22 protein-coding genes are annotated in these 25,436 nt (G+C 48.2%); 16 read left to right on the top strand and 6 right to left on the bottom strand.

The features are described from left to right. Window positions 1-83: 83 nt before the first annotated feature. The 6 genes from ACN5NT_RS10270 to ACN5NT_RS10245 all read left to right on the top strand — a co-directional run bounded on the left by ACN5NT_RS10270 (window position 84) and on the right by ACN5NT_RS10245 (window position 6,830). Entirely contained in the window at window positions 84-713 is a 630-nt protein-coding gene (locus ACN5NT_RS10270) for a pentapeptide repeat-containing protein (protein ID WP_419175371.1), read from the top strand. A gap of 93 nt (window positions 714-806) precedes the next feature. Beyond that, window positions 807-1,823, top strand: coding sequence for a glycoside hydrolase family 3 N-terminal domain-containing protein (locus ACN5NT_RS10265; protein ID WP_419175370.1), 1,017 nt, complete (start codon window positions 807-809; stop codon window positions 1,821-1,823). 153 nt (window positions 1,824-1,976) lie between these two features. After that, complete coding sequence (locus ACN5NT_RS10260; RefSeq protein WP_419175369.1) at window positions 1,977-2,432, top strand: DUF1499 domain-containing protein; 456 nt, start codon at window positions 1,977-1,979, stop codon at window positions 2,430-2,432. Between the two features lie 690 nt (window positions 2,433-3,122). Beyond that, entirely contained in the window at window positions 3,123-3,857 is a 735-nt protein-coding gene (locus ACN5NT_RS10255) for a class I SAM-dependent methyltransferase (protein ID WP_419175368.1), read from the top strand. A gap of 36 nt (window positions 3,858-3,893) precedes the next feature. Beyond that, a complete protein-coding gene (locus ACN5NT_RS10250; protein WP_419175367.1) occupies window positions 3,894-4,904 on the top strand; it encodes a potassium channel family protein in 1,011 nt (336 codons plus the stop codon). Window positions 4,905-5,141: 237 nt separating this feature from the next. After that, the gene (locus ACN5NT_RS10245) at window positions 5,142-6,830 is read left to right on the top strand and encodes a SpoIIE family protein phosphatase (protein WP_419175366.1); all 1,689 of its coding nucleotides are present in this window, start codon (window positions 5,142-5,144) and stop codon (window positions 6,828-6,830) included. A gap of 129 nt (window positions 6,831-6,959) precedes the next feature. Here ACN5NT_RS10245 and ACN5NT_RS10240 read toward each other — a convergent pair whose 3' ends face one another. Together ACN5NT_RS10240 and ACN5NT_RS10235 are read right to left on the bottom strand one after the other, a co-directional pair. After that, window positions 6,960-7,577: a flavodoxin family protein gene (locus tag ACN5NT_RS10240; protein WP_419175365.1), complete on the bottom strand. Its 618-nt coding sequence runs from the start codon at window positions 7,575-7,577 to the stop codon at window positions 6,960-6,962. An 82-nt stretch (window positions 7,578-7,659) separates the two neighbouring features. Beyond that, window positions 7,660-8,634 carry a GlxA family transcriptional regulator gene (locus ACN5NT_RS10235; RefSeq protein WP_419175364.1) on the bottom strand — a complete coding sequence of 325 codons (975 nt, stop codon included), beginning with the start codon at window positions 8,632-8,634 and terminating at the stop codon, window positions 7,660-7,662. Between the two features lie 210 nt (window positions 8,635-8,844). Here ACN5NT_RS10235 and ACN5NT_RS10230 point away from each other — a divergent pair, with 210 nt between their 5' ends. Beyond that, window positions 8,845-9,396, top strand: coding sequence for a cysteine hydrolase family protein (locus ACN5NT_RS10230; protein ID WP_419175363.1), 552 nt, complete (start codon window positions 8,845-8,847; stop codon window positions 9,394-9,396). Between the two features lie 997 nt (window positions 9,397-10,393). Continuing rightward, the gene (locus ACN5NT_RS10225) at window positions 10,394-12,136 is read left to right on the top strand and encodes an SLC13 family permease (protein ID WP_136799376.1); all 1,743 of its coding nucleotides are present in this window, start codon (window positions 10,394-10,396) and stop codon (window positions 12,134-12,136) included. A gap of 117 nt (window positions 12,137-12,253) precedes the next feature. Here ACN5NT_RS10225 and ACN5NT_RS10220 read toward each other — a convergent pair whose 3' ends face one another. After that, window positions 12,254-13,399, bottom strand: a complete 1,146-nt coding sequence (locus ACN5NT_RS10220) for a hypothetical protein (protein WP_419175362.1) — start codon at window positions 13,397-13,399, stop codon at window positions 12,254-12,256. A gap of 9 nt (window positions 13,400-13,408) precedes the next feature. Next, window positions 13,409-14,818 (bottom strand): TIGR01777 family oxidoreductase, encoded by a 1,410-nt coding sequence (locus ACN5NT_RS10215; protein WP_419175361.1) that lies wholly within the window; start codon window positions 14,816-14,818, stop codon window positions 13,409-13,411. Window positions 14,819-15,156: 338 nt separating this feature from the next. Between ACN5NT_RS10215 and ACN5NT_RS10210 the strand changes: the two genes are divergently transcribed. The 5 genes from ACN5NT_RS10210 to ACN5NT_RS10190 all read left to right on the top strand — a co-directional run bounded on the left by ACN5NT_RS10210 (window position 15,157) and on the right by ACN5NT_RS10190 (window position 19,997). Continuing rightward, window positions 15,157-16,854 (top strand): FAD-dependent oxidoreductase, encoded by a 1,698-nt coding sequence (locus ACN5NT_RS10210; protein ID WP_419175360.1) that lies wholly within the window; start codon window positions 15,157-15,159, stop codon window positions 16,852-16,854. A gap of 64 nt (window positions 16,855-16,918) precedes the next feature. After that, entirely contained in the window at window positions 16,919-17,335 is a 417-nt protein-coding gene (locus ACN5NT_RS10205; protein ID WP_136799389.1) for a PaaI family thioesterase, read from the top strand. Beyond that, a complete protein-coding gene (locus ACN5NT_RS10200; RefSeq protein ID WP_167495884.1) occupies window positions 17,332-18,171 on the top strand; it encodes an MBL fold metallo-hydrolase in 840 nt (279 codons plus the stop codon). The genes ACN5NT_RS10205 and ACN5NT_RS10200 overlap by 4 nt, the downstream gene beginning before the upstream one ends. Window positions 18,172-18,491: 320 nt before the next feature. Continuing rightward, window positions 18,492-19,109: a hypothetical protein gene (locus tag ACN5NT_RS10195; protein WP_419175359.1), complete on the top strand. Its 618-nt coding sequence runs from the start codon at window positions 18,492-18,494 to the stop codon at window positions 19,107-19,109. A 315-nt stretch (window positions 19,110-19,424) separates the two neighbouring features. After that, window positions 19,425-19,997, top strand: coding sequence for a methyltransferase family protein (locus ACN5NT_RS10190; RefSeq protein ID WP_419175358.1), 573 nt, complete (start codon window positions 19,425-19,427; stop codon window positions 19,995-19,997). Window positions 19,998-20,128: 131 nt separating this feature from the next. On the opposite strand, the gene ACN5NT_RS10185 is transcribed toward ACN5NT_RS10190, so the two are convergent. Together ACN5NT_RS10185 and ACN5NT_RS10180 are read right to left on the bottom strand one after the other, a co-directional pair. Beyond that, entirely contained in the window at window positions 20,129-20,284 is a 156-nt protein-coding gene (locus ACN5NT_RS10185) for a transposase (RefSeq protein ID WP_136799371.1), read from the bottom strand. A gap of 295 nt (window positions 20,285-20,579) precedes the next feature. After that, complete coding sequence (locus ACN5NT_RS10180) at window positions 20,580-21,068, bottom strand: LEA type 2 family protein (RefSeq protein ID WP_136799370.1); 489 nt, start codon at window positions 21,066-21,068, stop codon at window positions 20,580-20,582. Between the two features lie 716 nt (window positions 21,069-21,784). Here ACN5NT_RS10180 and ACN5NT_RS10175 point away from each other — a divergent pair. From ACN5NT_RS10175 to ACN5NT_RS10165, 3 genes are read left to right on the top strand one after another with little or no spacing between them, the layout of a single operon-like run. Next, window positions 21,785-22,972, top strand: coding sequence for an isovaleryl-CoA dehydrogenase (locus tag ACN5NT_RS10175; protein WP_419175357.1), 1,188 nt, complete (start codon window positions 21,785-21,787; stop codon window positions 22,970-22,972). 41 nt (window positions 22,973-23,013) lie between these two features. Then, window positions 23,014-24,597, top strand: coding sequence for a carboxyl transferase domain-containing protein (locus tag ACN5NT_RS10170; protein WP_419175356.1), 1,584 nt, complete (start codon window positions 23,014-23,016; stop codon window positions 24,595-24,597). A 55-nt stretch (window positions 24,598-24,652) separates the two neighbouring features. Further along, on the top strand, window positions 24,653-25,435 hold the full coding sequence (locus ACN5NT_RS10165) for an enoyl-CoA hydratase-related protein (RefSeq protein ID WP_419175355.1): 783 nt from the start codon (window positions 24,653-24,655) through the stop codon (window positions 25,433-25,435). The last annotated feature ends 1 nt before the right edge of the window (window position 25,436 follow it).

Genomic DNA, 25,436 nt, shown 5'->3' with positions numbered 1-25,436 from the left:
GTCGTTTAACCAATCGTTCGCAGGGACGTGTAAAGGCCCTGTGCACCACCACTCCATTTTAGAAAGTAAAGAAAGAAGATAGTGTGGTCTTAGTAAAATCATCTTTAACCATGTATATGAAAAAAGACAGTCCTGATATATTGGATTATGAAATGTTCGAAGACGAAATGTTTTTGGATATCAACTTGCCACAACACACTAAATTTGTTGAGGTAGAGTTTTGTGACTGTAAATTTGTAAACTGTAAATTGTCCAAAGTGAATTTCTTTAACTGCAGGTTTGAGCGTTGTAGCTTTACAAATTGCGATTTAAACTCAATTTCAGTAAAACATACTGTTTTTGATGATGTCCTCTTTGAGGAATCAAAACTAACAGGAATTCAGTGGGCTGAAACTGGCATACCTCTAGATGTAATATTTAGACAATGTTCATTGAATTACTGTAGTTTTATCAATGTGGATCTGAAAGGCACAGAAATTACCAATTGTAAAGTGAAAGAGGCTGATTTTTCTGAAGCAAATTTGTCCAGAGCGGATTGTCGCCACTCTGATTTTACCGGAACCCGATTTGTTAATACAAATTTGGAATATACTGATTTGTCTGATGCATCCAACTATTCGATCCATCCAGGCGCCAATAAACTTAAGAAAACGGTATTTTCTTCACCCGATGTTTTGTCGCTATTAGATGTGTATGATATTGTAATTAAATAATACTGCTAACCAGGCAACAAGTACGGGCCCGCAAGAGCATGCGGCCGAGTTTTCTCAATGTTAGCGATTGAAAATTAAATTTCAGTAGAAATTATGATATTTACAAATAAACAAAACGCACATGCTGTTATCTTCCCAGCATTTAGTTGCCTTTCGTTGAGCGATTCTGTTAAAGAGTTTTTATCAGAAGGAGGTTGCTCAATTTTAGTGGGTGAAACCCGTGAAGAGTATGTTTCCAGGCAGGTCTCAATTGAACGGAAATTATTAGAGACTCCAGAAACCGTACTTTGCTTTAATAACGAGGCCAAATCTTTTTCAAAACAAATAATAATAGCTGTAGATCAAGAGATTTCTGGAATATGTAGACTACACGATTTAGTTGAACCATTCCCTTCTATAGAAGAACTTCAAACCATACATCTTTCTGATTTCGAGCATTTATCATCAAAAATCGCAACAGCAGCAAAAAAACTAGGTTTTAATTGTTTTCTGGGGCCAATATTAGACATAGTATCTGGCATTAACCCATGGTTGCTGGGAAGGACATGGACAACTGATCCAATACGACTTTCAGATATCTCATCAGCTTTTATCAGAGGGATCCAATCTAGTCATGTTGCTGCTGCAGCAAAGCACTTTCCAGGATATTCGACTATCGAATTAGACCCTGCAATTGAGTCTGAAGCAATAATGGATGGCTCTTTAGAATCAATTCAAGCAGGTTACATCCCTTTTGAGGATGCTATCAAAAATAATGTTGAGATTATCATGACTGGTCCAGCTATAATTGAAACATTAGATCCTAACCTTCCGGCATCGCTATCGCCTAAAATTATACAAACCCTTAAATCAGAACTGGGATTCAAAGGTCTTATATTATCAGATGATTTAGATTCTAAGGCAACCTTGAGAAACAAAACCATTAGTAGTGTTGCTATAGATGCATTGAATGCAGGTTCTGATCTACTCCTTGTAGCTGATACAGGTAGCCAGATTCAAGATGTTGTAAGTTCAATAATCCAGGCTGTAAACTCAGGTACCTTGTCTGAACGCCGACTATACGAAGCAGCTGAGAAAGTTCGTACAGTGGCAGCTAAATACTCAACATAGATATTGACGCTAACCAACCGTACCATCACTCCACTGCGTTTCGCGGACTCGCTGAAATTGAATGGCGAAATTTAAATTTTAAAAAACAGTTGCATGCATTAAATCAATGTACTGTCATTCAATCCTACCCAGTAAATATGAGGAATAAGAATAGTGAAAAAAATAATCACTGTTGTTCTAGCCACCTTTTTGTTACTTGCAGGATGTACAGGGTCATCACCTGAATTAGGTCTTGAAAATGGTTACCTGAAGAAATGCCCTGACAAACCTAATTGTGTGAACAGTCAGATAAATGATAAAGAACATTTTATTAAGCCAATTCTTGTTACGAGTACCCAAATTGACACAAAAAAACATATCTTGCAAATACTCAGGGAGTCAAAGAGGACAGAGGTCAAGGATGTTGGAAACGACTACATTCGAGCAGAGGTGTCCTCCGCGGTCTTTCGTTTCGTGGATGATGTTGAATTTTATTTTCCTGAGACTCAATCAAAAGAAATGCTCATACACGTTAGGTCGGCTTCCAGGCTAGGCTATTATGATTTCGGTGTAAACCGAAAACGAGTAGAGGATATTCGTAATAAACTTTCGAGTTATACAAGTAATTGAAATAGTACCTTGTTACTCCTAAACTTCAATTTCAAGTAGTGATGGGAGCGGGGAAACTCGAAATATTATAGCAAGACGATCCTTTATCTGAAAATATATCAAAAGCCTGTTTACCCATTATACTCAGCACTGCAATTGAATTTTTGACCAGGAGTCTGATTTAACTTTCTTGTCTATTGCAGAAGATAAGTTTATCTACACAGGGCTATGTAAAAATAACAGGCCTCACCGTATGGCCTGGAAAAAAACTGTCTTCCCACATGATTGCTAGGCTTGAGGGGGGCAGTTTGACAGGACCTGTCCCATGAAGACGCCATACTTCAAGTAAGAGTGAATTATTGCGCTTGCATTAGCCATTCAATTTAATCTACTCATCCAGCCTTCCTCTGCGTAATAGCCTCATCTGTTTCCTGCTGCGTTAGAGAAGCACAACCTGACGGTTGGTATTTATCACCTTCGCCGATGGAACGTTTGGTCATAGAGGGTGCTCAGAAATTGATCATAAGAGATTGGTTCAGTTGAAATTGATCAGCCCTGAGATCAGAAGATGAAAGTCGGGCTATCTCTCTGTTCTTTCCATTCATTGTCTGTTACAGTTGTGCCTCAATTACATATTTATATAAGTGGTGGACCAAGGTTGGTACGCTAACCTTGCCATATGTCACGTTATTATCAGATGGTTAAAAAAAGATGCAGAGATTGATTAGCGCAACCGATAATGATCCGCTGGGTGCGATGATGCTGGCGCATCTAGATGGTACAACCAGTGTTTCTCTTGAGGTTGAGTCGACTACTCTTGAGATGTCCACCATGACTGGTGAGGTGATGTTTCGTGACTATGAACAGATGGACGAACTCGAAAAAAAAGCACTTTCTCTTTGCAAGGGCAAGGTGCTTGATGTTGGGGCAGGCAGTGGCAGTCACAGCCTTTTTTTGCAGCAGCATGGGCTAGCGGTTGATGCTATAGATATCTCACCAGGTGCGGTGGAGGTGATGCAGCGGCGTGGTGTGAAAAACGTCGCGCACACTGATTTGTATTCGATAGAAAAAGGTGAATATCAGACGCTACTTTTTCTGATGAATGGGTTGGGGCTGTGCGGCACTCTTGAAGGGTTGCGTACTATGCTTTGTCATGCGGCAACCATTATTACAGAAGGCGGCCAGATCATTGCTGACTCGACAGATCTCAGCAGTCTCTATGCGGAGGTCGATGAGGAATTTCGTTTCGAAGATGATGTGTATTACGGAGAGACAGAATTTGTTATGCGCTTCGGCTCTATTGTCTCCGAACCATTTCCCTGGCTGTATGTCGATTTTGCAACTTTACTTGAGGTAGCAGAAGGGTGTGGTTTAGGCTGCGAAAAGCTTTTGTTTTTAGACGATAATCGTTATCTTGTCCGGTTGTCTATGAACTCAAGGGCATAAAATCTGGTTGGTTAGGGGATTGATCCGGGAAGGTCTATGAAAATCAAACTACTGCGGTTATACGAGTTCCTATATCGGGAAAATGTACTGAAACTATTAGCTGTAATTGGCATCATAGTGCTGGTGAGCGGTTACCTTATCTCCAGTTTTGAGCCTTCGATCTCTTTTGCAGGTGGAGTCTGGTGGAGCGTGGTCACCCTGACTACTGTGGGTTACGGCGATATCTCGCCTACTACTTTAGAGGGCAGGGTACTGGCAGTAATAATAATGTTTTTTGGCATCGGTCTGCTTGGTGTGCTGAGCGCCAGCCTTGCTTCGATGCTCATCAATATGCGAATACGGGAGAACAAGGGCATGCAGACCTCTAAAGTGAGCGGGCACATCATCATTTGCGAGTGGAACCACAGGGCGAAAACGGTCTTGCAGGAACTGCGCACGGATTCTGCGACATTGCAGCAGCCTATAGTGCTGATAGCCGATATTGAGGAGAAACCTGTTGATGATCCGAAACTTATCTTCATCCGTGGTGTGGTAAATGAAGAAAGCCTGGGCAAGGCGAATCTGGCCGAAGCTGATACCATCATCATTTTAGGTGATGACTCCATAGAACCTACGGCCCGCGATGCCAAGGTTGTTTTGACCACTTTAACAGTAGAGTCCATCAATCCTGAGGTCTACAGTGTGGTGGAACTGGCGGACAAAGCCAACAAACCCCATTGCCAGAGGGCCAACGCGGATGAAATTATTATCGGCAGCGAGCTGAACAGCCACCTGATAGCCAGTGCCGCAAGCGATCACGGTATCAGCCAGATTGTTTCGGAACTTTTGAGCAGTCGCTACGGTAATGAACTATTTTCGATGCAGTTGCCCCGGGAATTTATCAATAAAACTTTTCTGGATGTTTTCATCACCATGAAAAAGGAACACAACACTACGGTTTTCGGAGTTCAGAAGGGCAAGGGGGGAGAAGTGGTATCGAACCCTGCGGGTGACTGTGTGCTGGCTGAAGGTGATTATCTGCTGGTGATTTCAAAAGACAGAAAATAGCCAGGTTTACTGTTGCCTGGTCAACCAGTTCAAGACCCGTTCGCGGCTGCTTATCTATATTTTGACCCCAATAAGGTTCAATCCGCAAAAGGTGTTTGAGCCGATGCGCTCTGCCAGCTGTGACTATTGACACCATCATGCATTGTGCTCTGTCCTGTCACGACATATTATAATATCTGGAATTGAGGAGCCATTTGTCTCTGGTACAGTATTTTCAAACTCCGACATTGATAACATATGGGCGAGCACGAAGAGAAGTCGCGGGAAGAACTCATTCATGAGATACAGCAGCTGCAGGCAAAGGCCGACAGCGCAGAGTTGTTGCATCAGAGGCTGAAAAAGGCTGAGGCCGATCTGTTCTTTTTCAAGCAGAGTTGTGAAGAGCGGAACAGGGCTCTGGCGCTTGAGTGTGAAGAGCACGAAAAAGTTTCCGATGAGTTGAGGATGGCCAAGCTGATTGTGGAGCGGAGCCCTGTCATATTGTTTCGGCGAAGTGCAGGCGAAGATGCACAGCTGCAATATATTTCTGAGAACATTCAGCAGTTCGGGTATTCTCCCCAGGATTTTTTTGATAATACACTGACATTTGGCGATATCGTCCACCCGGATGACAGGGAGCGGGTGGAAAAAGAACTCATTGCCCTGGCGGAAGCGAACATTGAAGAGTATAGCCAGAGATATCGCTGTATAACCAGGAGCGGTGAGATTCGCTGGGTGGAGGATAAAACCTCTGTGGTGCGGGATGAAAATGGCAACAAAACCAACCATCAGGGAGTGCTCTATGATATCACGGCGCGGACTCTGGCAACCCGGGAGTTGAAGAAAAGTGAGGAGAAATATCGGCGGATTGTCGAAACCGCAGCAGAAGGTTTTGTGCTGGTCGATGATGAGCAGACAATCATTGATGTGAACCAGGCATATTGTAACATCTTCGGCTATAGCCGCCAGGAGCTGATCGGAAAAAATACAGCTGATCTGGCAAGTAAAGATTTCAGGGATTTTCTCGAGCACAACCGTGGAACGTTAATGAAACAGGAGTTTCGCGTAATCGAGGGGTCAGGGGCCAGGAAGGACGGAAGCTCTGTGCCGATACTCATCCATGGTAATGTGCTGCGGGACGACCAGGGTAAAATGATCGGCAATATGGCGTTTGTCACCGACATGACCGAGCATAAAAAGGCGCTGATGCTCGCTGGTGAAGTGCAGAAAAGTCTGCTGCCCCAGGAAAAACCAGTGGTGAATGGCCTGGATGTGGCCGGTCGCAATGTTTCCTGCGATGAGATCGGTGGTGATTATTATGATTTTATCTGGCATCCGGGTTCGGGCCGTGATCCGTTCAGCGTTGTGGTTGGAGATATTTCCGGTCATGGTGTCGATTCGGCGTTGCTGATGACCACAGCCCGCGCGTTTTTACGAATGCGTGCCTCCCAACCGGGAACCATATCTGAGATCGTTTCTGCCATGAACAGTCACCTTGCAAAGGATGTGCTTGAATCCGGCAGATTCATGACCCTGTTTTATCTTTGCATAGATCGGGGCAAAAGGCAGATAGATTGGGTCAGGGCCGGGCATGATCCAGCCATCCTGTATGATGCTCAGAAAGACAGGTTCGAGGAACTGAAGGGAAACGGCATCGCACTCGGGGTTATGGATGATATCAGCTACGAGGAACATCATCGGCTCGGCCTGGAAAATGGTCAGATCATCGCGGTTGGCACAGATGGTATCTGGGAGTCTTTCAACACTGAAGGTGAAATGTTCGGTAGGGAAAGGCTGAAAGCAATTCTCAAGGACAATGCACACCGGAGTGCTTCAGAGATTCTGAACACTGTCTACGACGAGGTGGCCAGATTCTCTCTCGGGGTTAAAACCGAAGACGATATTACCCTGGTAATTATCAAGGTGGAAGGGCTTGCCGACAGTTAATTCCTTTTCAACCCAAAACAGAGCATTCCCTCTAGCTCTTCATTGCCCGGACAATCTTCTTCTCAGGTAAAACTTGTTCGAGCGTCCAGAATCAGAGGGAAGCCCAGTGTATTACAGGTGAGCAATGGGTCAGGATTCAAAATCATCAGAAGCTTTCGGGTATTCTGACAGTTTTGGTTTGATGGCCCTGCCCAGCCAGTCTATCGCTTTACCCAGGTGGTGCATGTTGGCAACACCTTCAGCGTCATCTTTTGCTTCCCCCTTTTCCAGCCCGAAGCAGAAATTCCAATAAGTTGAGCCGGGGATGATCATCTGGGACATCTGGAACATGTGATTTATGCTGTCATAGACGTGGATTGCTCCTCCTCGCCGGACAGCCACCACCGCCGAACCTATTTTACCGGCGAAGGTGTGTCCATTTGCATAAGCGACATATCCGGCTCGGTCGGTCAGTGATTTCAGGTCTGAAGCAACAGCGGCGAAATAGGTGGGTGAACCTATTATTATGGCGTCCGCTTCCACCATTTTCAGATATATCTCGTTGAATTTATCCTTTTTCTGGATGCAGCTGTTATCCTGGGTTTCAAAGCACTTGTTGCAGGCGATGCAGCCGCGGATAGCGGTGCCGCCTACCTTGACCATTTCGGTCTTCCAGCCAGCCTGGTCCAGCTGTGTGAGAACTTCCTGCAGCGCAAATTCGGTATTACCGCCTTTACGGGGACTTCCATTGACAGCTATGGCGTACATAGGTTTCTCCTTGAGTTGATAGGGGAAAAGGTGCTGAAGAGACTGCTTCAGTTTGGATTGTAGCTGTCTTGGAAATGGACTGTCAAACAGAGAGGGCAAAACGTTTACGGTAGGCTGTGGGGGTGAGGCCGGTATGGAGCTTGAACAGGCGACGAAATGAACTAGTGTCTTCGTAACCTACCTCACAGGTAATGATCTCAACGGGTTCTGTCGTTTTTTCCAGCAGGCGGCGGGCAGCTTCTATCCTGGTGGACTGCAGATATTCGGTGGGGGTGTCGCCGGTGGCTTTTTTAAACCGACGTAGAAAGGTCCGTTCACTCAGGGCAACCATGCTGGCCAGACGGGCGATTCTGACCGGCTCCCGAAAATTATTTTCCAGCCATCGCTGGGCAGTAAGGATCTCCCGGTCTTTGTGGTTTTTCGGCAGGCTGTAGCTGCAGTAGGGCAGTTGAACTTCCCTGGCTCCGTCGATCAGAAATGTGCTGGAGACAGCGCCGGCCAGCTCTACAGAGCCGAATCTGCGGACCAGATGCAGGCAGAGATCAAGGTAGGCGGTAACCCCACCGGCCGTAATGACATCACCTTCATCAACCAGCATTTTTTCCGCCTTGAGCTGAATATCGGGAAAGCGAGTTCTGAAGTTGTCTGCCAGGGCCCAGTGGGTGGTGGCTTTGCGACCGTCAAGAATGCCGGCTTCTGCAGCAAGGAATGCACCGGCGCAGACTGTGGCAATGCAGCATCCGCCGGCGTGCTGAATTGTCAGGAGCTCGCAGATCTCTCTTCTATGCTCGACCTGCCCCATATCACCATAAAGAGCAGGGACTATAAGAATGTCATATTGTTCTCCTGCTTCCATTGAGGCGGTGGCGGAAAGGCTCAGACCGCCAAAGGCTGTTACCGGTGCCCCATGTGGGCTAATGATACTGAGTTCAGCGAACGGCTTTGTATTACCATGGATTTCCTGCCATTTCAGTGAGCTGACCGCAAAAATATCGAAAGATCCGGTTACGCTGGAATGAACACAGTTTTCAAGGGCAAGAATTGCTATTTTAAGCATGTCGTGTCGGTCCTTAGTAGATGGGGGGAAGAGAGGTTGGGGTAAAGCTAGTCCATGTTGTGTCGTATTTCACTCTCTTTATGTCGAATCAGACACTTTCTGAATGTGACAAGTTGTTCTACATTTTCTGACAGATCGGCAGACAGGAGTCTGTCGCCAGGATAGCCATGCATCATTTAGAGAAGCAAAAAATCAGAGAAAGGGCAAATTATGAAGAATAGAGCATTACTTATCATCGATGTGCAAAACGACTATTTTACGGGTGGGAAAATGGTCTTGCCGGGGGCAGAGCAAGCTGCGGAAAATATCAGCAGAATACTCGAAAGGTTTCGTGCTAACGATCTTCAGGTGGTGCATGTTCGACACCACTCACAAGGGGAGGACGCGAGTTTTTTCATACCGGAGACCCCGGGGGCAGGGTTTTTTAAGAGTGTACAACCCGTGACCGGGGAAGAAGTGATAACAAAGAATTTCCCCAACTCATTTAAGCAGACAGAACTGCAGGAGTATCTCAAGGGCCAGGGAATCACGGAACTGGTGATAACAGGAATGATGGCGTTTATGTGTGTTGATGCCACAGTCAGGGCCGCCAGGGATCTGGATTATAGTTGTACACTGGTGCATGACTGTACAGCGACCCCGCCGACAGAGTTTGGGGGAATCGCCTGCAGCTCAGAACAGGCAAAGTCGGTGATTATGGCTGCCCTGTCATATTTGAGTGTCCGGGTGGTTGCCACCGAGCAAATTCTGGGCGAGTTGTAAGATAGGGTTCTGACCTGGCAGGAGGAGTTGATTATGAAGTTTCCGTGCGGGCGTTGATCGGGTTTAAAGCCGATATTGCCGATATGGACTCGGGGTGGAGCATGTCTTGATATGGGTGGGCTTGTTCAGATGCCAGGGGAGGATTTTCTTTGTTCAGAGCCTCCAGGTGGCTCTGAATCGTTGTTCGATTTCCCGGAAAGTGTTGTTCACCGAACTGGCGAAGATGTGCCTGACAGAATAAGTGATCACTTTGAAGGATGGTGAAACTCTGAGCTTGCAAGGTTAAAGTTCTCTCTGGAAGTAGAGCGTTTCTAGTTTACGTTATATGTCGGGCTTATCGGTGGGGTGCGGGTTGAGAAAAAATTATCTCAACCCGTTTTTTTGTCTCAGCTTTACAGGGAGTTCAAGTGATACGGCTGAAATGCCCAGCTGCTCAGGGTTGTAGCAGGGCAAGAGATAAAGCAAATGCTTGAATAGCTGACGGCAAATTGGCGCTAGGGTATGAATTTGTTCAAAAAACCAATTGACTCGTTGGAATGGTATGCTACTTTGTATCAAATATCCTGAATGTTTCTTTCAAGATTACTGTTCCTGGCGCAACATCTCTCTTAACGTAAACGGATGGAAAATCCATCATACCAATATTGGGACTGTTTTGTTGGGTTGGTAAGTGCATGTTAACATGAGTACATTCCTGATTATTACGACAATGTAGTGATGAAATATTTCAAAGAGTTGCTTAAATCATCTTGATTTGTTAACAACTCAGTAATGAATGATGAGTCATTCATAAAGTCGTGTAATTCTATTTGTATTGTCGGTTTGTTTAGGAGATTCCAGTGGGCACTGGGGTAATGATAATAGACCAAATTCATCTATTTGACAGGGGGTGCATCAGTAGCAGCCAGGATATGTAGCATTATGTAGTGCATCCATGTTTTGCGTGAGGAGCAATGCATTGGGTGCTGAGTTGCCTAATTATGGAGGAGGACTGACTATGTCGTTAGCAGTTTGGGATCGTTTATGGCAGATGCATTATGAAACAAAAGCTCTTGTGCTATTTAGGCCACGGGAAATCGTCAAGCACTTTTCGCGCGACCATGTCGTCGAAAACAGAGCTGTGCATGATGACGATCCATCGATAGAACGCCTCAACGAGGCACCTGCAGAACACAGCCGTCGTTTAAAAACAGGCCCTGACGGCGTAAAAGAAGAAGAACCGAAGGAATATACCAATCGGCAGAAATTCGGACTCGCCCTTGGACCGTTACTCTTTTTCCTGATGCTGATACTGCCTGCTCCCGGTGGAATGGAGCCTGTAGCCCAGAAAATGGCGGCGGTCGCCTGTCTGATGGCAACCTGGTGGATGACTGAGGCAATTCCCATTCCGGCAACCAGCCTTATACCGATTGCGTTTTTTCCATTCATGGGAATCATGGGAACCAAGGCTGCGGCTGCACCTTATGCAAGCCACCTGATCTTTCTTTTCATGGGCGGTTTTATCATCGCACTTTCCATGCAGCGCTGGAACCTGCATCGTCGCATAGCAATGAACATCGTACGGGTTGTGGGTTTTTCTCCCGGTAGGCTCATCTTCGGTTTCATGGCCGCGACCGCCGTGCTTTCGGCGTTTGTCTCCAATACCGCTACCACGGTTATGATGATGCCCATTGGTCTGGCCATTATCCACCATGTAATTGCTGAAGGCAAAAAAGAGGGGCTGGATTCTGAGATCGATTTCTCTCCCGAAAAGTTTGCCTTTGGTCTGAACCTGATGCTGGGCATCGCCTATGCGGCCTCCATCGGCGGTATCGCCACTTTGATTGGTACTCCGCCGAATACCGTTCTGGCTGGTTACCTCAATAAAACCTATGGTTATGAGATAACATTTGCCAGCTGGATGATGGTTGGTGTTCCTCTGGTAATAGTTTTACTGCCGCTCTGCTGGCTTTGGCTTATTCGTGTCGCCAACCCGATGAAACTTAAGCGTGTACCGGGTGGACGTGACCTGATCGACCGGGAACTTGAAGAGATGGGTTCCATGAACCCTGGCGAGCGCTGGACTGCAGTGGTGTTCCTGCTCACTGCTTTGGGCTGGATATTTAGAAAGCAGTTGGGATTTCTCTTTCCTGACCCGAAGATGGTGACTGACGCAGCCATCGCCATGATCGGTGCGCTGGTACTTTTTACCATTCCGCTCAATCTGAAACGTAACGAATTCGTCATGAACTGGACCTGGGCATCCAAACTGCCATGGGGTGTTCTGATTCTCTTTGGTGGCGGCCTGGCACTTGCTGCAGGTTTCAAAGTAACCGGTCTTGCTGCCTGGATCGGTGGTCAGGTAGGTTTGTTGGAAGCGGCACCGATCTTCGTTCTGGTGCTGGCAGTGGCGACGCTCATTATTTTTCTCACTGAGCTCACCTCCAACACCGCGACCTCTGCCATGGTTATGCCGATCCTCTCTGCAATCGCCATCGGTTTAGGGCAGAACCCATTGCTGCTGGTTGTTCCGGCTGCCATTGCCGCATCCTGTGCCTTTATGCTGCCGGTTGCTACTCCGCCGAACGCCATCGTCTTTGGTTCCGGTTATGTTTCGATTCCGCAGATGGTTAAATCCGGTTTCGGGCTGAATATTCTCGGTATTATTATCACCGTAGCCCTGACCTTTTTGCTTGTTATACCTCTGTTTGGCATAGATATCGGTGTCGTGCCCGAATGGGCGTTAAGCGCAGCTAAGTAATTCATTAGCGAAGATATCCCGCTGTATGAAAAAGGCAGCCTTTGCGAAACCGCAAAGGCTGCCTTTTGTATTTGTGCTTTAAGAGCCAGCTTGGGTGGCAGGGTTTGGGAAGTCCGGTTACTTTTTCTCCGCTGCGGCAAGGACCTCATCTTCAATGGTCACCAGACGGGAATCTGCCGGGCCGCTGTTAAAGAGCAGGGTCTGCAGCAGAAAGGCATAGGCAATAACTGCCGCCAGCGCTGCCAGTGGCACAAAATAGCCAAGAGGGCAGAGGATAAGCACCGTCAGCCAATGGAGGATAATAACCTTCTGAGAGTGAAGACGAATCGGGAAGTCAGCGTGCCTGCTGATCACGGCCAGGCCGCTCAGGTTCCAGCCGTAGAGTGCGGTGAAGGCATGCAGGCGAAGCAGGGGCTGGGTCTGTTGCGGATCGTAGTCTGCTGAAAAGGCCCAAAGGATGTAAATGATGCCGGTGATTGAGGTTATCAGCAGAAAAAAGATTCCTGAGGTGAGAAAGGTTTTTTGCTGCAGGCGGATTCCCTGGTGGTAATAGAGATAGAGCACCAGGGTGACTGCCAGAAAGAGCGTCGTGGCAATCATCACCTGCGGTACAAACCACTTGGCCAGGATAAAGAGAAAAAAGACTATTACCCCGAGATTTATGGTCCAGAACAATGCCTCTTTGATGTGAATGGTAACCTCTACCTCATGCTTTTTCATCAAAGAGAAAATAACAGACATACTGATCAGGGATACCGGGAAGGAGAAGCCGAGGAAGAAGGTGTCGAGCTTGAGCTTTTCGAGGTAGAACCATTTCGCGTAGATCTCGTTGAAGATCACAAAACTGGAGATGAACAGGGCAAGCGACAGGCAGAGCAGTGCAGCCTGATGGAACTTGCGGGCAACATCCTCTCTCGAGGAGAAGAGGTCCTTGGGAAAAATCGACCCGAAATGGACAAGACGTACGCGCTCAACCAGTACCCCGAGAATAAGGGGGATAATCAGGGTTGGCAAATACCATTCAAGAAAACTGAACAGGGCAAAACAGATTGAGAGTACGAAAAAGGTGCGGGCTGTCCTGCTAAGATTTTTTTTGTCTTCGGTGTAGTAAAGGAGCAGGGTGCCGCCACTGCAGAGATTGAAAAGAAATATGTGCAGCCGCTCGAAATTGAGTTGTTCTTTCGGGATGAAGTGATGAAAAAAGCCGAAGGCAAGGGCCATTGTCATCAGGACCATAAAGGTGATTTTGAGTTGCCGGCTCAAGGTGTTACCTCAAAGTTGGTTGAAATGATCAGCAGGCGCTACGGTTTTGCCAAGCAGCACCCTCAGCGCCGTTTCAAGGTCGGGATGACGGAATTCAAAGCCTGTATCAATGAGTTTCTGTGCAGACGCCCGACAACCGGACAATACAATCTCATTGGCCATCTGTCCATGCAGAATCTGTAGCATTTTTGCGGGAATAGGCACCAGCAGCGGTCGATGTACTACCCGGGCCAGTGTTGCCATGAGTTCCTGGTTGGTAACCGGATTCGGGGCAACAATGTTTACCGCTCCGGATACCTCTTCGGTTACCAGGCAATGGAGCATGGCGGCGACCATGTCATACACACTCATCCAGCTCACATATTGCTCCCCGCTGCCAAAGTAGCGAATAAAACCGATAGCACGGCTGACCAGCAGACGTTGCAGGGCGCCTCCCCTTGGTGTGAGACCCACTCCAAAACGCATGTACACGGTGCGAATACCGGCATCTCTCACCGGCCAGGTCGATTTCTCCCAAACCTTACAGACACTGGAAACAAAATCATCTCCCGCCGGTTGGCCTTCATCAATGATTGTATCATGACAGTTGCCATAATAGCCCACGGCTGAGGCAGAGAGGAATACTCTGGGGGGAACCGGGAGGGCGGCTACCGTTTGGGCCAGCAGTTCGGTACCGAGAATCCTGCTCTCCACCACTCTGCGTTGCTGCGCCTCACTCCAGCGGCCGACCCCGATGTATTCACCAGCAAGATGGATGACAGCATCTATTTCGGGAATGTCTGCCGGATTCAATGTTGAATTTTGCGGGTCCCAGAAAATTTCGTGTTTGCCGGGGGAGGGCTCGCGCCGGACTAGGGTCCAGACCTGATGGCCGCCGGTGGTAAGCAGGGGGATCAGGGCGGAGCCCAGCACCCCACTGGCCCCGGAGATGAGAATTCGCAAGGGCTTTCGACTGTATTTGCTGTGCAGCTTCAAGTCAGCGCGAAGTACATGCTCCCGGTGGGAAAAGATTCTCCCGAGCATTTTCTGAACTTGTTTCTCCGCGATGGCGGGCAGGTATTTCTGTGCCGGCAAGGCGAAAGTGATGGAGTCATCAAGCCGGGAACCATGTGCTGTACTGCTGAAACGATGGGTATGTGAGAATGTCGCAAAGGGGCCTTTGTGCTGAATATCCCGAAACATGACTCCTGTGGTTTCGGCAATGTGACGGGCTTCCCAGGGAATGGTGAAGGGGCCGAATTTGAGGTGCATCAGTACCTTGCCGCCGGGAGCTATGGAGCCTTCTTTTCTGATGACCTCAGAGCCGTCCCAGGGGGGAAGCAGCCTTTCAAGTGCCCCGGGGCGACTATGGTAATCATAAAGTTCTTTTACGGTGCAGGGAAAGTCGGCACTGTAGTGAAATTCTTTAAGTGTACTCACTCTATCTCCTTTACTTGAGGTCGAAATGCGTTTTTATCGTAACTATTCTGGATTACATGGATTTTTGATATATCAATAGTGATAATCATTGCTAAAAGTTTTGCCAGACCGGTTTTCACGAACCATTGAATATAAGTGCAGGTTACAGCAAGGTTTCGGATAGAGAAAGGTATGGGTAATTACCCATTGACAATCAGGTACATTAGAGCGATTATGCGACTGTTGTGTGTATATGAACATATCACTTTGTAGTAATGTCTTATTTTCGGCAATGCCCGAGATGGTGCTCATGTTGAGACTCGGGTAGGCCTGGAGAATATCAGCAGCAAGGAGATCCCATGCAAAACAGTAAGATAGTGGTAATCGGTGGTTCGGCGGCAGGTGCAAAAGCAGCGGCTAAGGCAAGACGTCTTGATCAACAGGCGGAGATAACAATTGTCCAGAAAGATCCGGATCTTTCCATGGCGAGTTGTGGCTACCCCTATTACATCGGCGGCACCTTTGATGAACGGAACCAGCTGCTGGCTACCCCGACAGGTGTGGTCCGTAATCCTGATTTTTTCTATAAGACCAAAAGAATAAATGCGCTGGTTAACACTGAATGTACCGCGATTGATCGTAATGAAAAAAAAGTGACGTGCCGCAATCTCGAATCGGGCGAAGAAACAACTCTTTCTTACCACAAGTTGGTTGTGGCAACAGGCGCCAGTGCGGCTGTTCTGCCGGTGCCGGGGCGTGAGCTAGAGGGTGTCAGCACGCTGGTTTCCATGCAGGATACAGACAGAATACATGATCTCTGTGCTTCGGGTACCGTAACAGAGGCGGTGGTGATCGGTGGTGGCCTGATTGGTGTTGAGACGTGCGAGGCTCTGGTTGCAAAGGGTGTGAAGGTGACCCTGGTAGAGATGGAAAAGCAGGTGCTGACATTTCTCGATGCACAGTTTGCCGGGTTGGTGGCCAACCATATGAAGGCGAAGTCGGTGAGCGTGCGTCTCGGCATGAGGCTGGAGCGCTGTCTGGGTGAAGATGGGCGCCTGACCGGTGTTGAGCTTGCCAATGGCGAGGTTCTCCCCTGTCAGCTTGCCGTTGTCGCTGCAGGTGTACGGCCCAATATTGGCCTGGCGGAGGCAGCGGGGCTGGAGATCGGTGAGAGCCGGGCAATTGCGGTCAATGAATATATGCAGACTTCCGATGCTGATATTTATGCAGCCGGAGATTGTGTGGAGTGTGTGAACAGCGTAACCGGCAAAAAGGTGTACGCGCCCATGGGAGATCTGGCAAATCTCCAGGGCAGGGTGCTGGGCGAGAACCTGATTGAAGGCAATGTGGTAAAATTTGGTGGAACCCAGCAGACCGCTATCTGCAAAGTCTTCGATTTTGTGGCAGGTGCCACAGGTTTGAGTGAGAAAGCTGCGATCGCGGCAGGCCTTACAGATTTTGAAACGGTGGTCAATGCCAGCCCCGATAAGCCCGGTTTTATGGGGGCCAAATTGTTGGTGAGTAAAATACTGGTGGAAAAATCCTCCCAGAAAATTCTCGGCTATCAGTGTGTCGGTTCCGGTGATGTTTCCCGTCAGATAGCTACTGCCGCCATGGCCATTAAAGGCAGACTGACCTTGGATGACCTCAACTGTGCCGACCTGCCGTATGCACCACCATTTTCCCTGGCAATCGATCACTTTATCGCTTCGGCCCACATCATCTCGAACAAGTTGAAAGGTCGCATCAAAACTGTCACGGCCGAAGAGGTGTATAAACGAGTTCAGGAGGGGAATCCTCCATTTTTTATCGACGGAAGAGGGCCGGACGAGCATGAAGTGTTGCGCCTGGGGATAGGTGAGAAGTATATTCCCTTGGGCATGCTGCGTAATGTTCTTGGTGAGTTACCGCAAGAAAAGGATACGGAGATCGTCTGTTTCTGCAAAATATCCCTGCGGGGTTATGAAACTGCGCTTATCCTTGAGGCAAATGGCTATACCAATGTTAAAGTGATGGAAGGTGGCATCATGGCATGGCCATATTCCAGAGAAAAGTGACGGTCGCTGGTGAGTGAGTCGGATTGACCGTACAAGATAATCAGAAGGGGACTGTACAGTGACAATGATGGATGACGGAAAAGTTCTTGGCGGACATGATAACTGCATTATCTGCGGCAGGAACAATCCGTTTTCACTTGGTTTGAAGTTTCAGCAGGCAGGAGCCAATACCGTGGAGGCTACCTTCACGGGCGGACCCCATCTGCAGGGGTATGAAGGGATTCTGCACGGAGGAGTAATCTCTGCCGTACTCGATTCCGCCATGGCGCATTGCCTGCTGGTACAGGATGTCAAGGCGGTTACGGGGGATCTGCGGGTGCGGTTTCTGCATGCCATTCCCTGTACCAGTCGGGTAAATATCCGTGCCTGGCTCACCTGTGCAGTCTCCAGCCTCTACGAACTGAAAGCGGAAGCCCGGGTTGATGGCAAACTTGTGGCCCGGGCCAAAGCCAAATTCATGAAAAAAGAAGGTGTCAAGTGAGTATCGCAAATGAGGTCAGTACCCTGACCGTTGTGGTCAATAATGTGGCAGCCGATGGTCTGACTGCCGAGCACGGTTATGCTTTGCACGTTGCGACCCCCCAGGGAAATATTTTGCTGGATACCGGCCAGAAGAGCCTGATGGATAATCTGCAGACTCTGCAAATTTCACCGGAGAAAATAGATAAACTTGTACTCAGTCACGGCCATTATGACCACAGCGGCGGCGTTGCCGATCTTTTAGCAGCCAACAGAGGTGCGGAAATCTACCTGCACTCCGCAGCATTTGAACCACGGTATGCGTGGGATGGCAAAAAGAGTGAATCTGTAAGGATGCCACTGCCGGATATGAACGCGGTAATGCATCACAAGGATGACAAAACCCACTGGTTAACCAGGCCAATGGAACTGCTGCCCGGCGTGGGAGTGACGGGGCCTATTCCCAGGAAGAATGAGTTTGAGGATACCGGTGGCGAGTTTTATCTCGACCCTGATGGCACTGATGTCGATTCAATCAAAGATGATATCGCTCTCTGGATCAGGACACCTGAAGGTCTGGTGGTCTGTATCGGCTGCTGCCATTCGGGATTGATCAATACCCTTGATCACATTGTTGCAGTCACGGGAGAGAAGCGTATACGCACCATCATCGGCGGTATGCACCTTCTGCACGCCACCAGCACGCGCCTTCGGAGAACTGTGGCCGAGTTGAAAAAATTTTCAATTGGCAGCATCATTGCCTGCCACTGCAGCGGTGAAACAGCAGTTGAATTTTTGCAGAATGAGCTTGAGGCGGAGGTTGTTACCGGTTATGCCGGTCTTACTTTTGCTGTTTAAGTGTGACAACTCCAGTCAGGTGAAAAATGGGGTTGGGCTTTTGGCCCAGCCCCATTTTGGTACAACCTCACATCATCGTTTACAATTATAGCGGATTATCGTTTACACTTTTGGGTTATAATTTCCACAAGCCTGAAAGAAAAGTACGTTGGCTTAGAGGAAATAGGCAATGGCTTTTGGCGTGTTCGCTTTCGCCAAAAGCTGTTAGGCTTTTTCGATGCAAGGAACCTACGTATCATGGATGAGTTGGGCAGATTAAAGAGAAACAATGTGTAAAGGATGATGTGCTACAACTGTACGTCATGATGTGAACAGAACAGATGAACTACATCATACTGATTACTTTACTGCTTACGCTCATTGCGATAATCACTGGGGTTATCTTCGCATTCAAAAAAATACGCCGTGTTTACTTTTTTCTTATACTCATAATGGTTATTGCAAGCCCTATCGTGGTCTTCAAGATATATGAGAGAGACTTCAAGATAAGTGTCGTTCCGGATGCTCTCCAAGTAAGCTCTATTTCTTATGTTGAAGAGAAATCTTCGGGGTTTGGTCCTGGTTGTAATGGAGCTGGTATAAGGGTCTATCCTCTATCTGAGAAAATTGCAAATCAAATTACAAAGCGTGGCATGGAATATTTTAACCATCTCCCAGAAAATAAGAATCAGCAAAAGAGGCGATGGCGCGGAAGATATGATTCTTGGAATGAAACACCGGTAAAAGAAGACAGGTTTTGGAAGCAAAAAGAAGGAGGAGATCTTCTACTTTATGACTATATATGCAGGTATGGTTTTTGTATTAATATTGATGAAAAAGTTGTGGGACAGGCAACCGATATAATAAATAGCGAGGGTAATTACTATGCTTACGGGCGAATTGGTTTAATTGTTGTAAGCCCAAGTAAAAAGCTCGTTATTTATATGTACAATGGATAGTGGAATGCCTGGCATAGTGGTCAAATTCACTCTGGCCACCAAAAGCGTGACCTCCGTTGGGATCTCCGCTACGCTGCAGCCCCTTACCTCGATCCTTGAGCAGTACAAACTTATTCTTGATAATTATTGGATAATGAAAACCAACAAACATAATCTGCATAGCAAAATAAGGTATCGATCATAGTTAACGAAAAGTCGGTAATTAAAATTGAACCATCCCAATGGTTCAGTATAATCATCATTCACCTTTCCATACCCATAATTCTATTGGTTTGCGGATGGGATTTCAGTTGGTGGCAAGCGTGGGTCTTTTTTGTGCTGATCGTTACGGCTGGCATAGGGGGACGCATATGGGCAGAACATAGACATCCGGGGATTCTGGCTGAACGGTCTCAATGCTTTAAGGCTCAAGATGTAAAGTCCTGGGATAAAGTAATTGGCCCATTGATGGCGTGGAGCCTATCATTTCCGCTTGTCATAGTAGCAGGCCTCGATCACCATTTCGCATGGTCTCTTCTCTTCCCGATTTGGATGAATTTACTCGGCTTTGTTCTGGTAACATTTGGATACGCCTTCGCCGCATGGGCCTTGATTGAGAATCGCTTCTTTAGCAGTTTGGTGCGTATCCAGAAAGATCGAGAACATAAAGTGTGTAATAGCGGTCCTTATAGAATTGTACGGCATCCGGGCTACGCAGGGAATATTTTGGCACTTCCAGGTATTGTTCTCGCTCTAGGTTCAGTGTGGACATTGATTCCAGTGGTCATAGCCATAATAATTGCCGTGATAAGAACGGAATTAGAGGACAGAACACTGCAAGCAGAATTGAAAGGTTACAAAGAATATGTAAAACGGGTGCGATATAGATTGATTCCTGGAATATATTAAAATCTGATTACCACCAATCCTTAGCAAGCCTGAGTTGGCGCTCTGGAATCGGGACAGTTGGTGACGCATGATAAGTAAGAGTTTGCAATAAACGTTGAAGATCAAAACGACGATTAAAGCGTTAACAGAATTCAGTCAAGTATCGTTTTCCCTTCAGCATCTCGCCCACGCTTTCCACCAGAGTGCTTCGCACCCCAATAGACATCATCGACTTGTACAAAATCTCCGAGGCGTTTTGAATCGTCAGAAAACTTCATAACCATCTGGATCTTAAGCTTAATACGCATGGCAGCTGTTTGCGAAATACCAAGAAAACAAACTGACACCTGATTGAAAGTGTATGTCGCTTCGTTTAGCCATATCAGAGCCCCTGTTGAGTTTCGTGGAGTATGACATGGCCGGGGGATCATATAGTGACCACCCATGAAAAAAATGTGTCAGGCTGAGCTTTAGTGGTAAGCAGATAATCTTAAGTATTACGATAGTTGTGTTCGCGAGATCAATTATCTGTAAACGATAAAGTGACATTGTTATAAACATGAAGTGAACTCAATAAAAACACTCGTTTGGGATGGAGATCCATCAATTCAAATCGATTTTGCCGCTCGACTCGAAAGGCAGCTTATGTGAGAAACCGCTCATTTTCACATTGACCGTGCCTGACAGCTTGTAATTCACATCTTCAAACTGGGCCTCTTTTTTCGAGGCCGATTTCACCATACTTATGGCTGAGCCCACCATGTCGATAACAGAGGCGTAAACTTCCACCGGCACCAGCGCCGTACCGTATGGGGGAATAGTCTGTTGGGCGCCTTGCAGGCCAGAGGCGAACTTGCGGCCGTCCAGTTCCATCTCGCAACTGAGCCCTTCTATATCCAGTGGCTTCTCGTTGGGGTTTTGTACCCTGAGCTGCACAAGAAAAACAGTTTCAAAGCTGCGAATTTCACTCACCTGAACGTCAGCGAGGGTAACCTCAGGCGACTCGAGTGAGGTGAGGGCGCAACCGGCTATAAAAAGAAAATAAGTGAACAGAAAAATGAAAGGTATGGCAGCCCGGGATATGTTTTTCATAATATTTTATCAGGTTGTATTTATGGAGAGTGATAGTGATTGACTGGTACTACCCTTCTTTTCTTATCTTATTCGGGTGTTATGATAAGATCATTTACCCGTTTTGGGGCAATTCGCGTCAAAAAAAAATGATGGCTGGAAATCGTGCCTGGTCTTGTACTGAAATTTCAAGAATGACAAGGTCAGACTCCGCTATCGCCGTGACCGTTCATTTTCTCCTCCTGTCAAAGTAGGCCATTTCCACAAAAATCTCACTCTCTTTCAGTATCGTCAGAAGGTTCATTTCTTTATCATCAGTCCCTGCATCAAGATGGTATGAACCGTCCAGGAGGTTCTATACCTACCGGACCATTTTCGGGTATATCGAGCAGGCTGAAGAGCTTATGGTGATAACCACTGACAAAGTTTCTGGATTCGACAGGATGAATCAGGACCGTTTTTTGTGCAACTATACGGTTTCGAACGTGAACTTTGAGGTACGTTTTGTCTAACAGAACCGACTCGATAATGAAATTGTACGTGAGAGTATTAGTGTAGGCAAGCGGGTTCGCAAGTAGCGTACCGGACTGTCGATTGAAGAGGGCCAGCCATTCGCGAAGTGAAGACGAAAGCAGCCCCGGTTTTTATCTCAAGTTTTTCCTGTGATATACTGATTTGGAGCCTGAAAAAACACGAAATTAACGTATTGGCAATTTCCTCCATTCAGGGAGTTGAGTATGACACCTGCCGCTACATCTGCTGCCAGCCTGGTCGGGCTGGATTTTGGTCTCGGTGATACAGTAAATTTGCTTCGGGAATCGGTACAATCCTTTGTTGCCGAAGAAATTGCTCCCATTGCTGCGGAAATTGACCGGGAAGATCGTTTCCCAGATGAACTCTGGCAGAAGATGGGTGGTCTCGGGCTCTTGGGTATTACTGCTCCGGAGCAATTTGGCGGGGCGGCAATGGGGTACCTGGAACATGTGGTAGCCATGGAAGAGATCAGTCGCGGTTCCGGTTCGGTGGGGCTTGCCTATGGGGCTCACTCCAATCTCTGCGTTAATCAGCTTTGTTTAAACGGCAGTGCGGCCCAGAAAGAGAAATATCTGCCTCGCCTGGTCAGCGGCGAACACATCGGGGCACTGGCCATGAGTGAGGCCGGATCGGGCTCTGATGTGATCAGCATGCAGCTGCGGGCCGAGAAAAAGGGCGATCGTTTTATTTTGAACGGCACTAAGATGTGGATCACCAACGGGCCTATTGCCGATGTGCTGCTGGTCTATGCCAAAACGTCACCTGAGAAAATGCAGCGAGGCATTTCCACCTTTATAATCGAAAAAGGCATGGCCGGCTTCTCCACCGGCCCAAAGCTGGATAAGCTGGGCATGCGCGGCTCGCCCACCTGTGAGTTGATCTTCAACGACTGTGAAGTGCCTGCCGGCAATCTGCTGGGCGAAGAGGATGGCGGCGTGAAAGTACTGATGAGGGGGCTTGATTCGGAAAGGTTGGTACTTGCAGCAGGACCATTGGGGCTTATGGCCGCCTGTATGGATACCGTCATTCCATATATCCACGAACGGAAGCAGTTTGGCCGGTCCATTGGCGAGTTTCAGCTGATGCAGGGCAAGATCGCCGACATGTACTCCACCTGGAACGCCTGCCGGGCCTATGTGTATAGTGTCGCACGGGCAGCAGACCGGGGCGCGGGGATCAGAAAAGAAGGTGCCAGTGTTATCCTTTACTGCGCTGAGAGAGCGACCAGACTTGCCCTTGAGACCATCCAGGTGCTGGGGGGAAATGGGTATATCAATGAATATCCCGCAGGCCGTTTTTTACGGGATGCAAAGCTCTACGAGATAGGCGCCGGTACCAGTGAGATACGGCGAATGCTTATCGGCCGCGAGATTTTTAGGGAAACAGGCTGAGAAATCGGCTGATACCTTTACATATTTGACCACAGGTGCAGATGAAAACCTTGCGCTCTGCCATACGCACTGATTCAGACGAGTTTGGCGCTAACAAATCGGCGATGGATGCCCTTGTGGCTGATCTGCGTGAAAAGGTGACGTTGATTCGGCTTGGCGGTGGTGAGCAAGCGCGCAAAAAGCATCTCGATCGAAACAAGCTGTTGGTGCGGAAGCGAATTGAAATCATGCTCGATGCCGGTTCACCTTTTCTCGAACTCTCCCAGTTTGCCGCCTGGAACATGTATGGTGGCGACATTGCCGCCGCTGGTATCGTCACAGGCATTGGCAATGTCTCCGGCCAGCAGTGCATGATAGTGGCCAATGACGCAACGGTCAAAGGCGGCACCTATTTCCCGATGACTGTCAAAAAGCATCTCCGTGCCCAGGAAATAGCCGCACAGAATAATCTGCCCTGTATTTATCTGGTCGATTCCGGCGGAGCCTACCTGCCGGAGCAGGACCGGGTCTTTCCCGACCGCGATCATTTTGGCAGAATTTTTTATAACCAGGCCATTATGTCTTCGAAGGGAATTGCCCAGATTGCGGTGGTCATGGGTTCATGCACTGCCGGCGGAGCCTATATCCCGGCCATGGCTGACGAGTCTGTCATAGTGCGGAAGCAAGGCACAATCTTTCTCGGCGGCCCGCCACTGGTCAAGGCTGCCACCGGTGAGGTTATCAGTGCGGAAGAGTTGGGTGGGGCAGAAGTTCATTGCAGGGAGTCGGGGGTAACGGATCATTATGCGGAAAACGATCACCATGCGTTACTGCTGGCGAAAAAGATAGTTGCCACGTTAAACCGGACCAAGGGGACGACCCTTGCGATAAGAGAGCCGGTACCGCCTCGCTACGATCCGGCGGAGCTCTCCGGTGTTGTTCCTGAAAACCTGAGAACGCCATACGATGTGCGGGAAGTGCTCTGCAGGTTGGTGGATGGCTCGTTTTTTGACGAGTTCAAGGCCCTGTTCGGTACGACCCTGGTTTGTGGGTTCGCACATATTATGGGTTACCCGGTGGGCATTATCGCCAATAACGGGGTGTTGTTTTCTGAATCGGCAGAGAAAGGCTGTCACTTTATCGAATTGTGTGCGAATCGGCAGATACCGATTGTTTTCCTGCAGAATATCAGCGGCTTCATGGTGGGGGGCAAGTATGAGCAGGGTGGCATTGCCAAGCATGGTGCGAAAATGGTTATGGCCACTTCCTGCGCGGCGGTTCCCAAATTTACGGTGATAATCGGTGGCAGTTTCGGGGCGGGAAATTACGCCATGTGCGGTCGTGCCTATGACCCTCGATTTGTCTGGAGCTGGCCAAACAGCAGGATCTCGGTGATGGGTGGTGAACAGGCTGCAAATGTGCTGGCGGAGGTTGGCATGTCACGATCAGAAGAAGACCTGAAAAAGTTTAAACAAGAGATACGGGATCAGTATGAGTCTCAGGGGCATCCCTACTATGCCAGCGGGCGACTCTGGGATGATGGCATAATTGAACCTGCGGATACCCGGATGGTTTTGGGGTTGTCGATTTCAGCAAGTCTCAATGCACCGATCGAACAGACCCGGTTCGGCGTCTTTCGCATGTAAAGGTGTTGCTGACAACATCCGCGTATCACGCTTACAGTGAAGAAGTTGGTGCTATATGACAGATATTATATCGAAAAGAGATGGTCGCGGAGTAGCGACCCTTACTTTGAACAGGCCCGGCAAGCATAACGCTTTCGATGACGAATTGCTTTCTGCCCTGCTCACGGAATTGCGTGCCTGCAGAGACGATGAGCAGGTTCGGGTGATAGTGCTCGCAGCAGCCGGAAAGAGCTTTTGCGCCGGTGCGGACTTGAACTGGATGAAGCGCATGGCGGGGTATAGTGCTGAAGAAAATTACCGTGATGCCAGAGCCATGGCCTGGTTTTATCAGGAGTTGTCAACTATTGCCAAGCCGACCATTGCCCGGGTTCAGGGGGCAACTTTTGGCGGTGGCCTGGGGTTGCTGGCAGCCTGTGACATCGTTGTGGCGGCGGAGGATGCGGTCTTCGGCCTTACCGAGGTGAAAATAGGTCTGATTCCGGCGGTGATCTCCCCTTATATACGTAAAGCCATCGGTCATCGCCAGGCGTTGCGTTATTCGATAACCGGTGAGCGTTTTGGTGCCGAAGAAGCGCTGCGACTCGGTCTGGTGCATAAAGTTGTTGCCGGCTCTGAGTTGGATCATGCGGTGGAGATGTTGTGCCGGGAGTTGCTTGAAAACGGGCCTGCCGCCATGGCTGCAGTCAAGAGCCTGCTCTATGGAGCCAATGAGGATGACCTGCAGAAAGAGGGACAATTCACCTCCGGCTGCATTGCAGAGGTACGGGTCTCGCCGGAAGGCAGGGAAGGGGTGGCCGCTTTTCTGGAGAAGAAAAAAGCATCCTGGAGAATGGACTGAA

It is taken from the genome of Desulfosediminicola sp., assembly GCF_048381775.1.
In the GTDB taxonomy this organism is placed as follows: Bacteria; Desulfobacterota; Desulfobulbia; order Desulfobulbales; family Desulfocapsaceae; genus Desulfopila; species Desulfopila ganghwensis.
The sequence above is the reverse complement of the archived record's forward strand: the minus strand, read 5'-3'. Positions and strand labels throughout refer to the sequence as shown.

Coding starts and splice junctions, on each gene's coding strand:
- ACN5NT_RS10265 (WP_419175370.1), top strand. CDS start 807: ATGATATTTACAAATAAACAAAACGCACATGCTGTTATCTTCCCAGCA.
- ACN5NT_RS10255 (WP_419175368.1), top strand. CDS start 3,123: ATGCAGAGATTGATTAGCGCAACCGATAATGATCCGCTGGGTGCGATG.
- ACN5NT_RS10250 (WP_419175367.1), top strand. CDS start 3,894: ATGAAAATCAAACTACTGCGGTTATACGAGTTCCTATATCGGGAAAAT.
- ACN5NT_RS10245 (WP_419175366.1), top strand. CDS start 5,142: ATGGGCGAGCACGAAGAGAAGTCGCGGGAAGAACTCATTCATGAGATA.
- ACN5NT_RS10240 (WP_419175365.1), bottom strand. CDS start 7,577: ATGTACGCCATAGCTGTCAATGGAAGTCCCCGTAAAGGCGGTAATACC.
- ACN5NT_RS10235 (WP_419175364.1), bottom strand. CDS start 8,634: ATGCTTAAAATAGCAATTCTTGCCCTTGAAAACTGTGTTCATTCCAGC.
- ACN5NT_RS10230 (WP_419175363.1), top strand. CDS start 8,845: ATGAAGAATAGAGCATTACTTATCATCGATGTGCAAAACGACTATTTT.
- ACN5NT_RS10225 (WP_136799376.1), top strand. CDS start 10,394: ATGTCGTTAGCAGTTTGGGATCGTTTATGGCAGATGCATTATGAAACA.
- ACN5NT_RS10210 (WP_419175360.1), top strand. CDS start 15,157: ATGCAAAACAGTAAGATAGTGGTAATCGGTGGTTCGGCGGCAGGTGCA.
- ACN5NT_RS10205 (WP_136799389.1), top strand. CDS start 16,919: ATGATGGATGACGGAAAAGTTCTTGGCGGACATGATAACTGCATTATC.
- ACN5NT_RS10195 (WP_419175359.1), top strand. CDS start 18,492: ATGAACTACATCATACTGATTACTTTACTGCTTACGCTCATTGCGATA.
- ACN5NT_RS10185 (WP_136799371.1), bottom strand. CDS start 20,284: ATGCGTATTAAGCTTAAGATCCAGATGGTTATGAAGTTTTCTGACGAT.
- ACN5NT_RS10180 (WP_136799370.1), bottom strand. CDS start 21,068: ATGAAAAACATATCCCGGGCTGCCATACCTTTCATTTTTCTGTTCACT.
- ACN5NT_RS10175 (WP_419175357.1), top strand. CDS start 21,785: ATGACACCTGCCGCTACATCTGCTGCCAGCCTGGTCGGGCTGGATTTT.
- ACN5NT_RS10170 (WP_419175356.1), top strand. CDS start 23,014: ATGAAAACCTTGCGCTCTGCCATACGCACTGATTCAGACGAGTTTGGC.
- ACN5NT_RS10165 (WP_419175355.1), top strand. CDS start 24,653: ATGACAGATATTATATCGAAAAGAGATGGTCGCGGAGTAGCGACCCTT.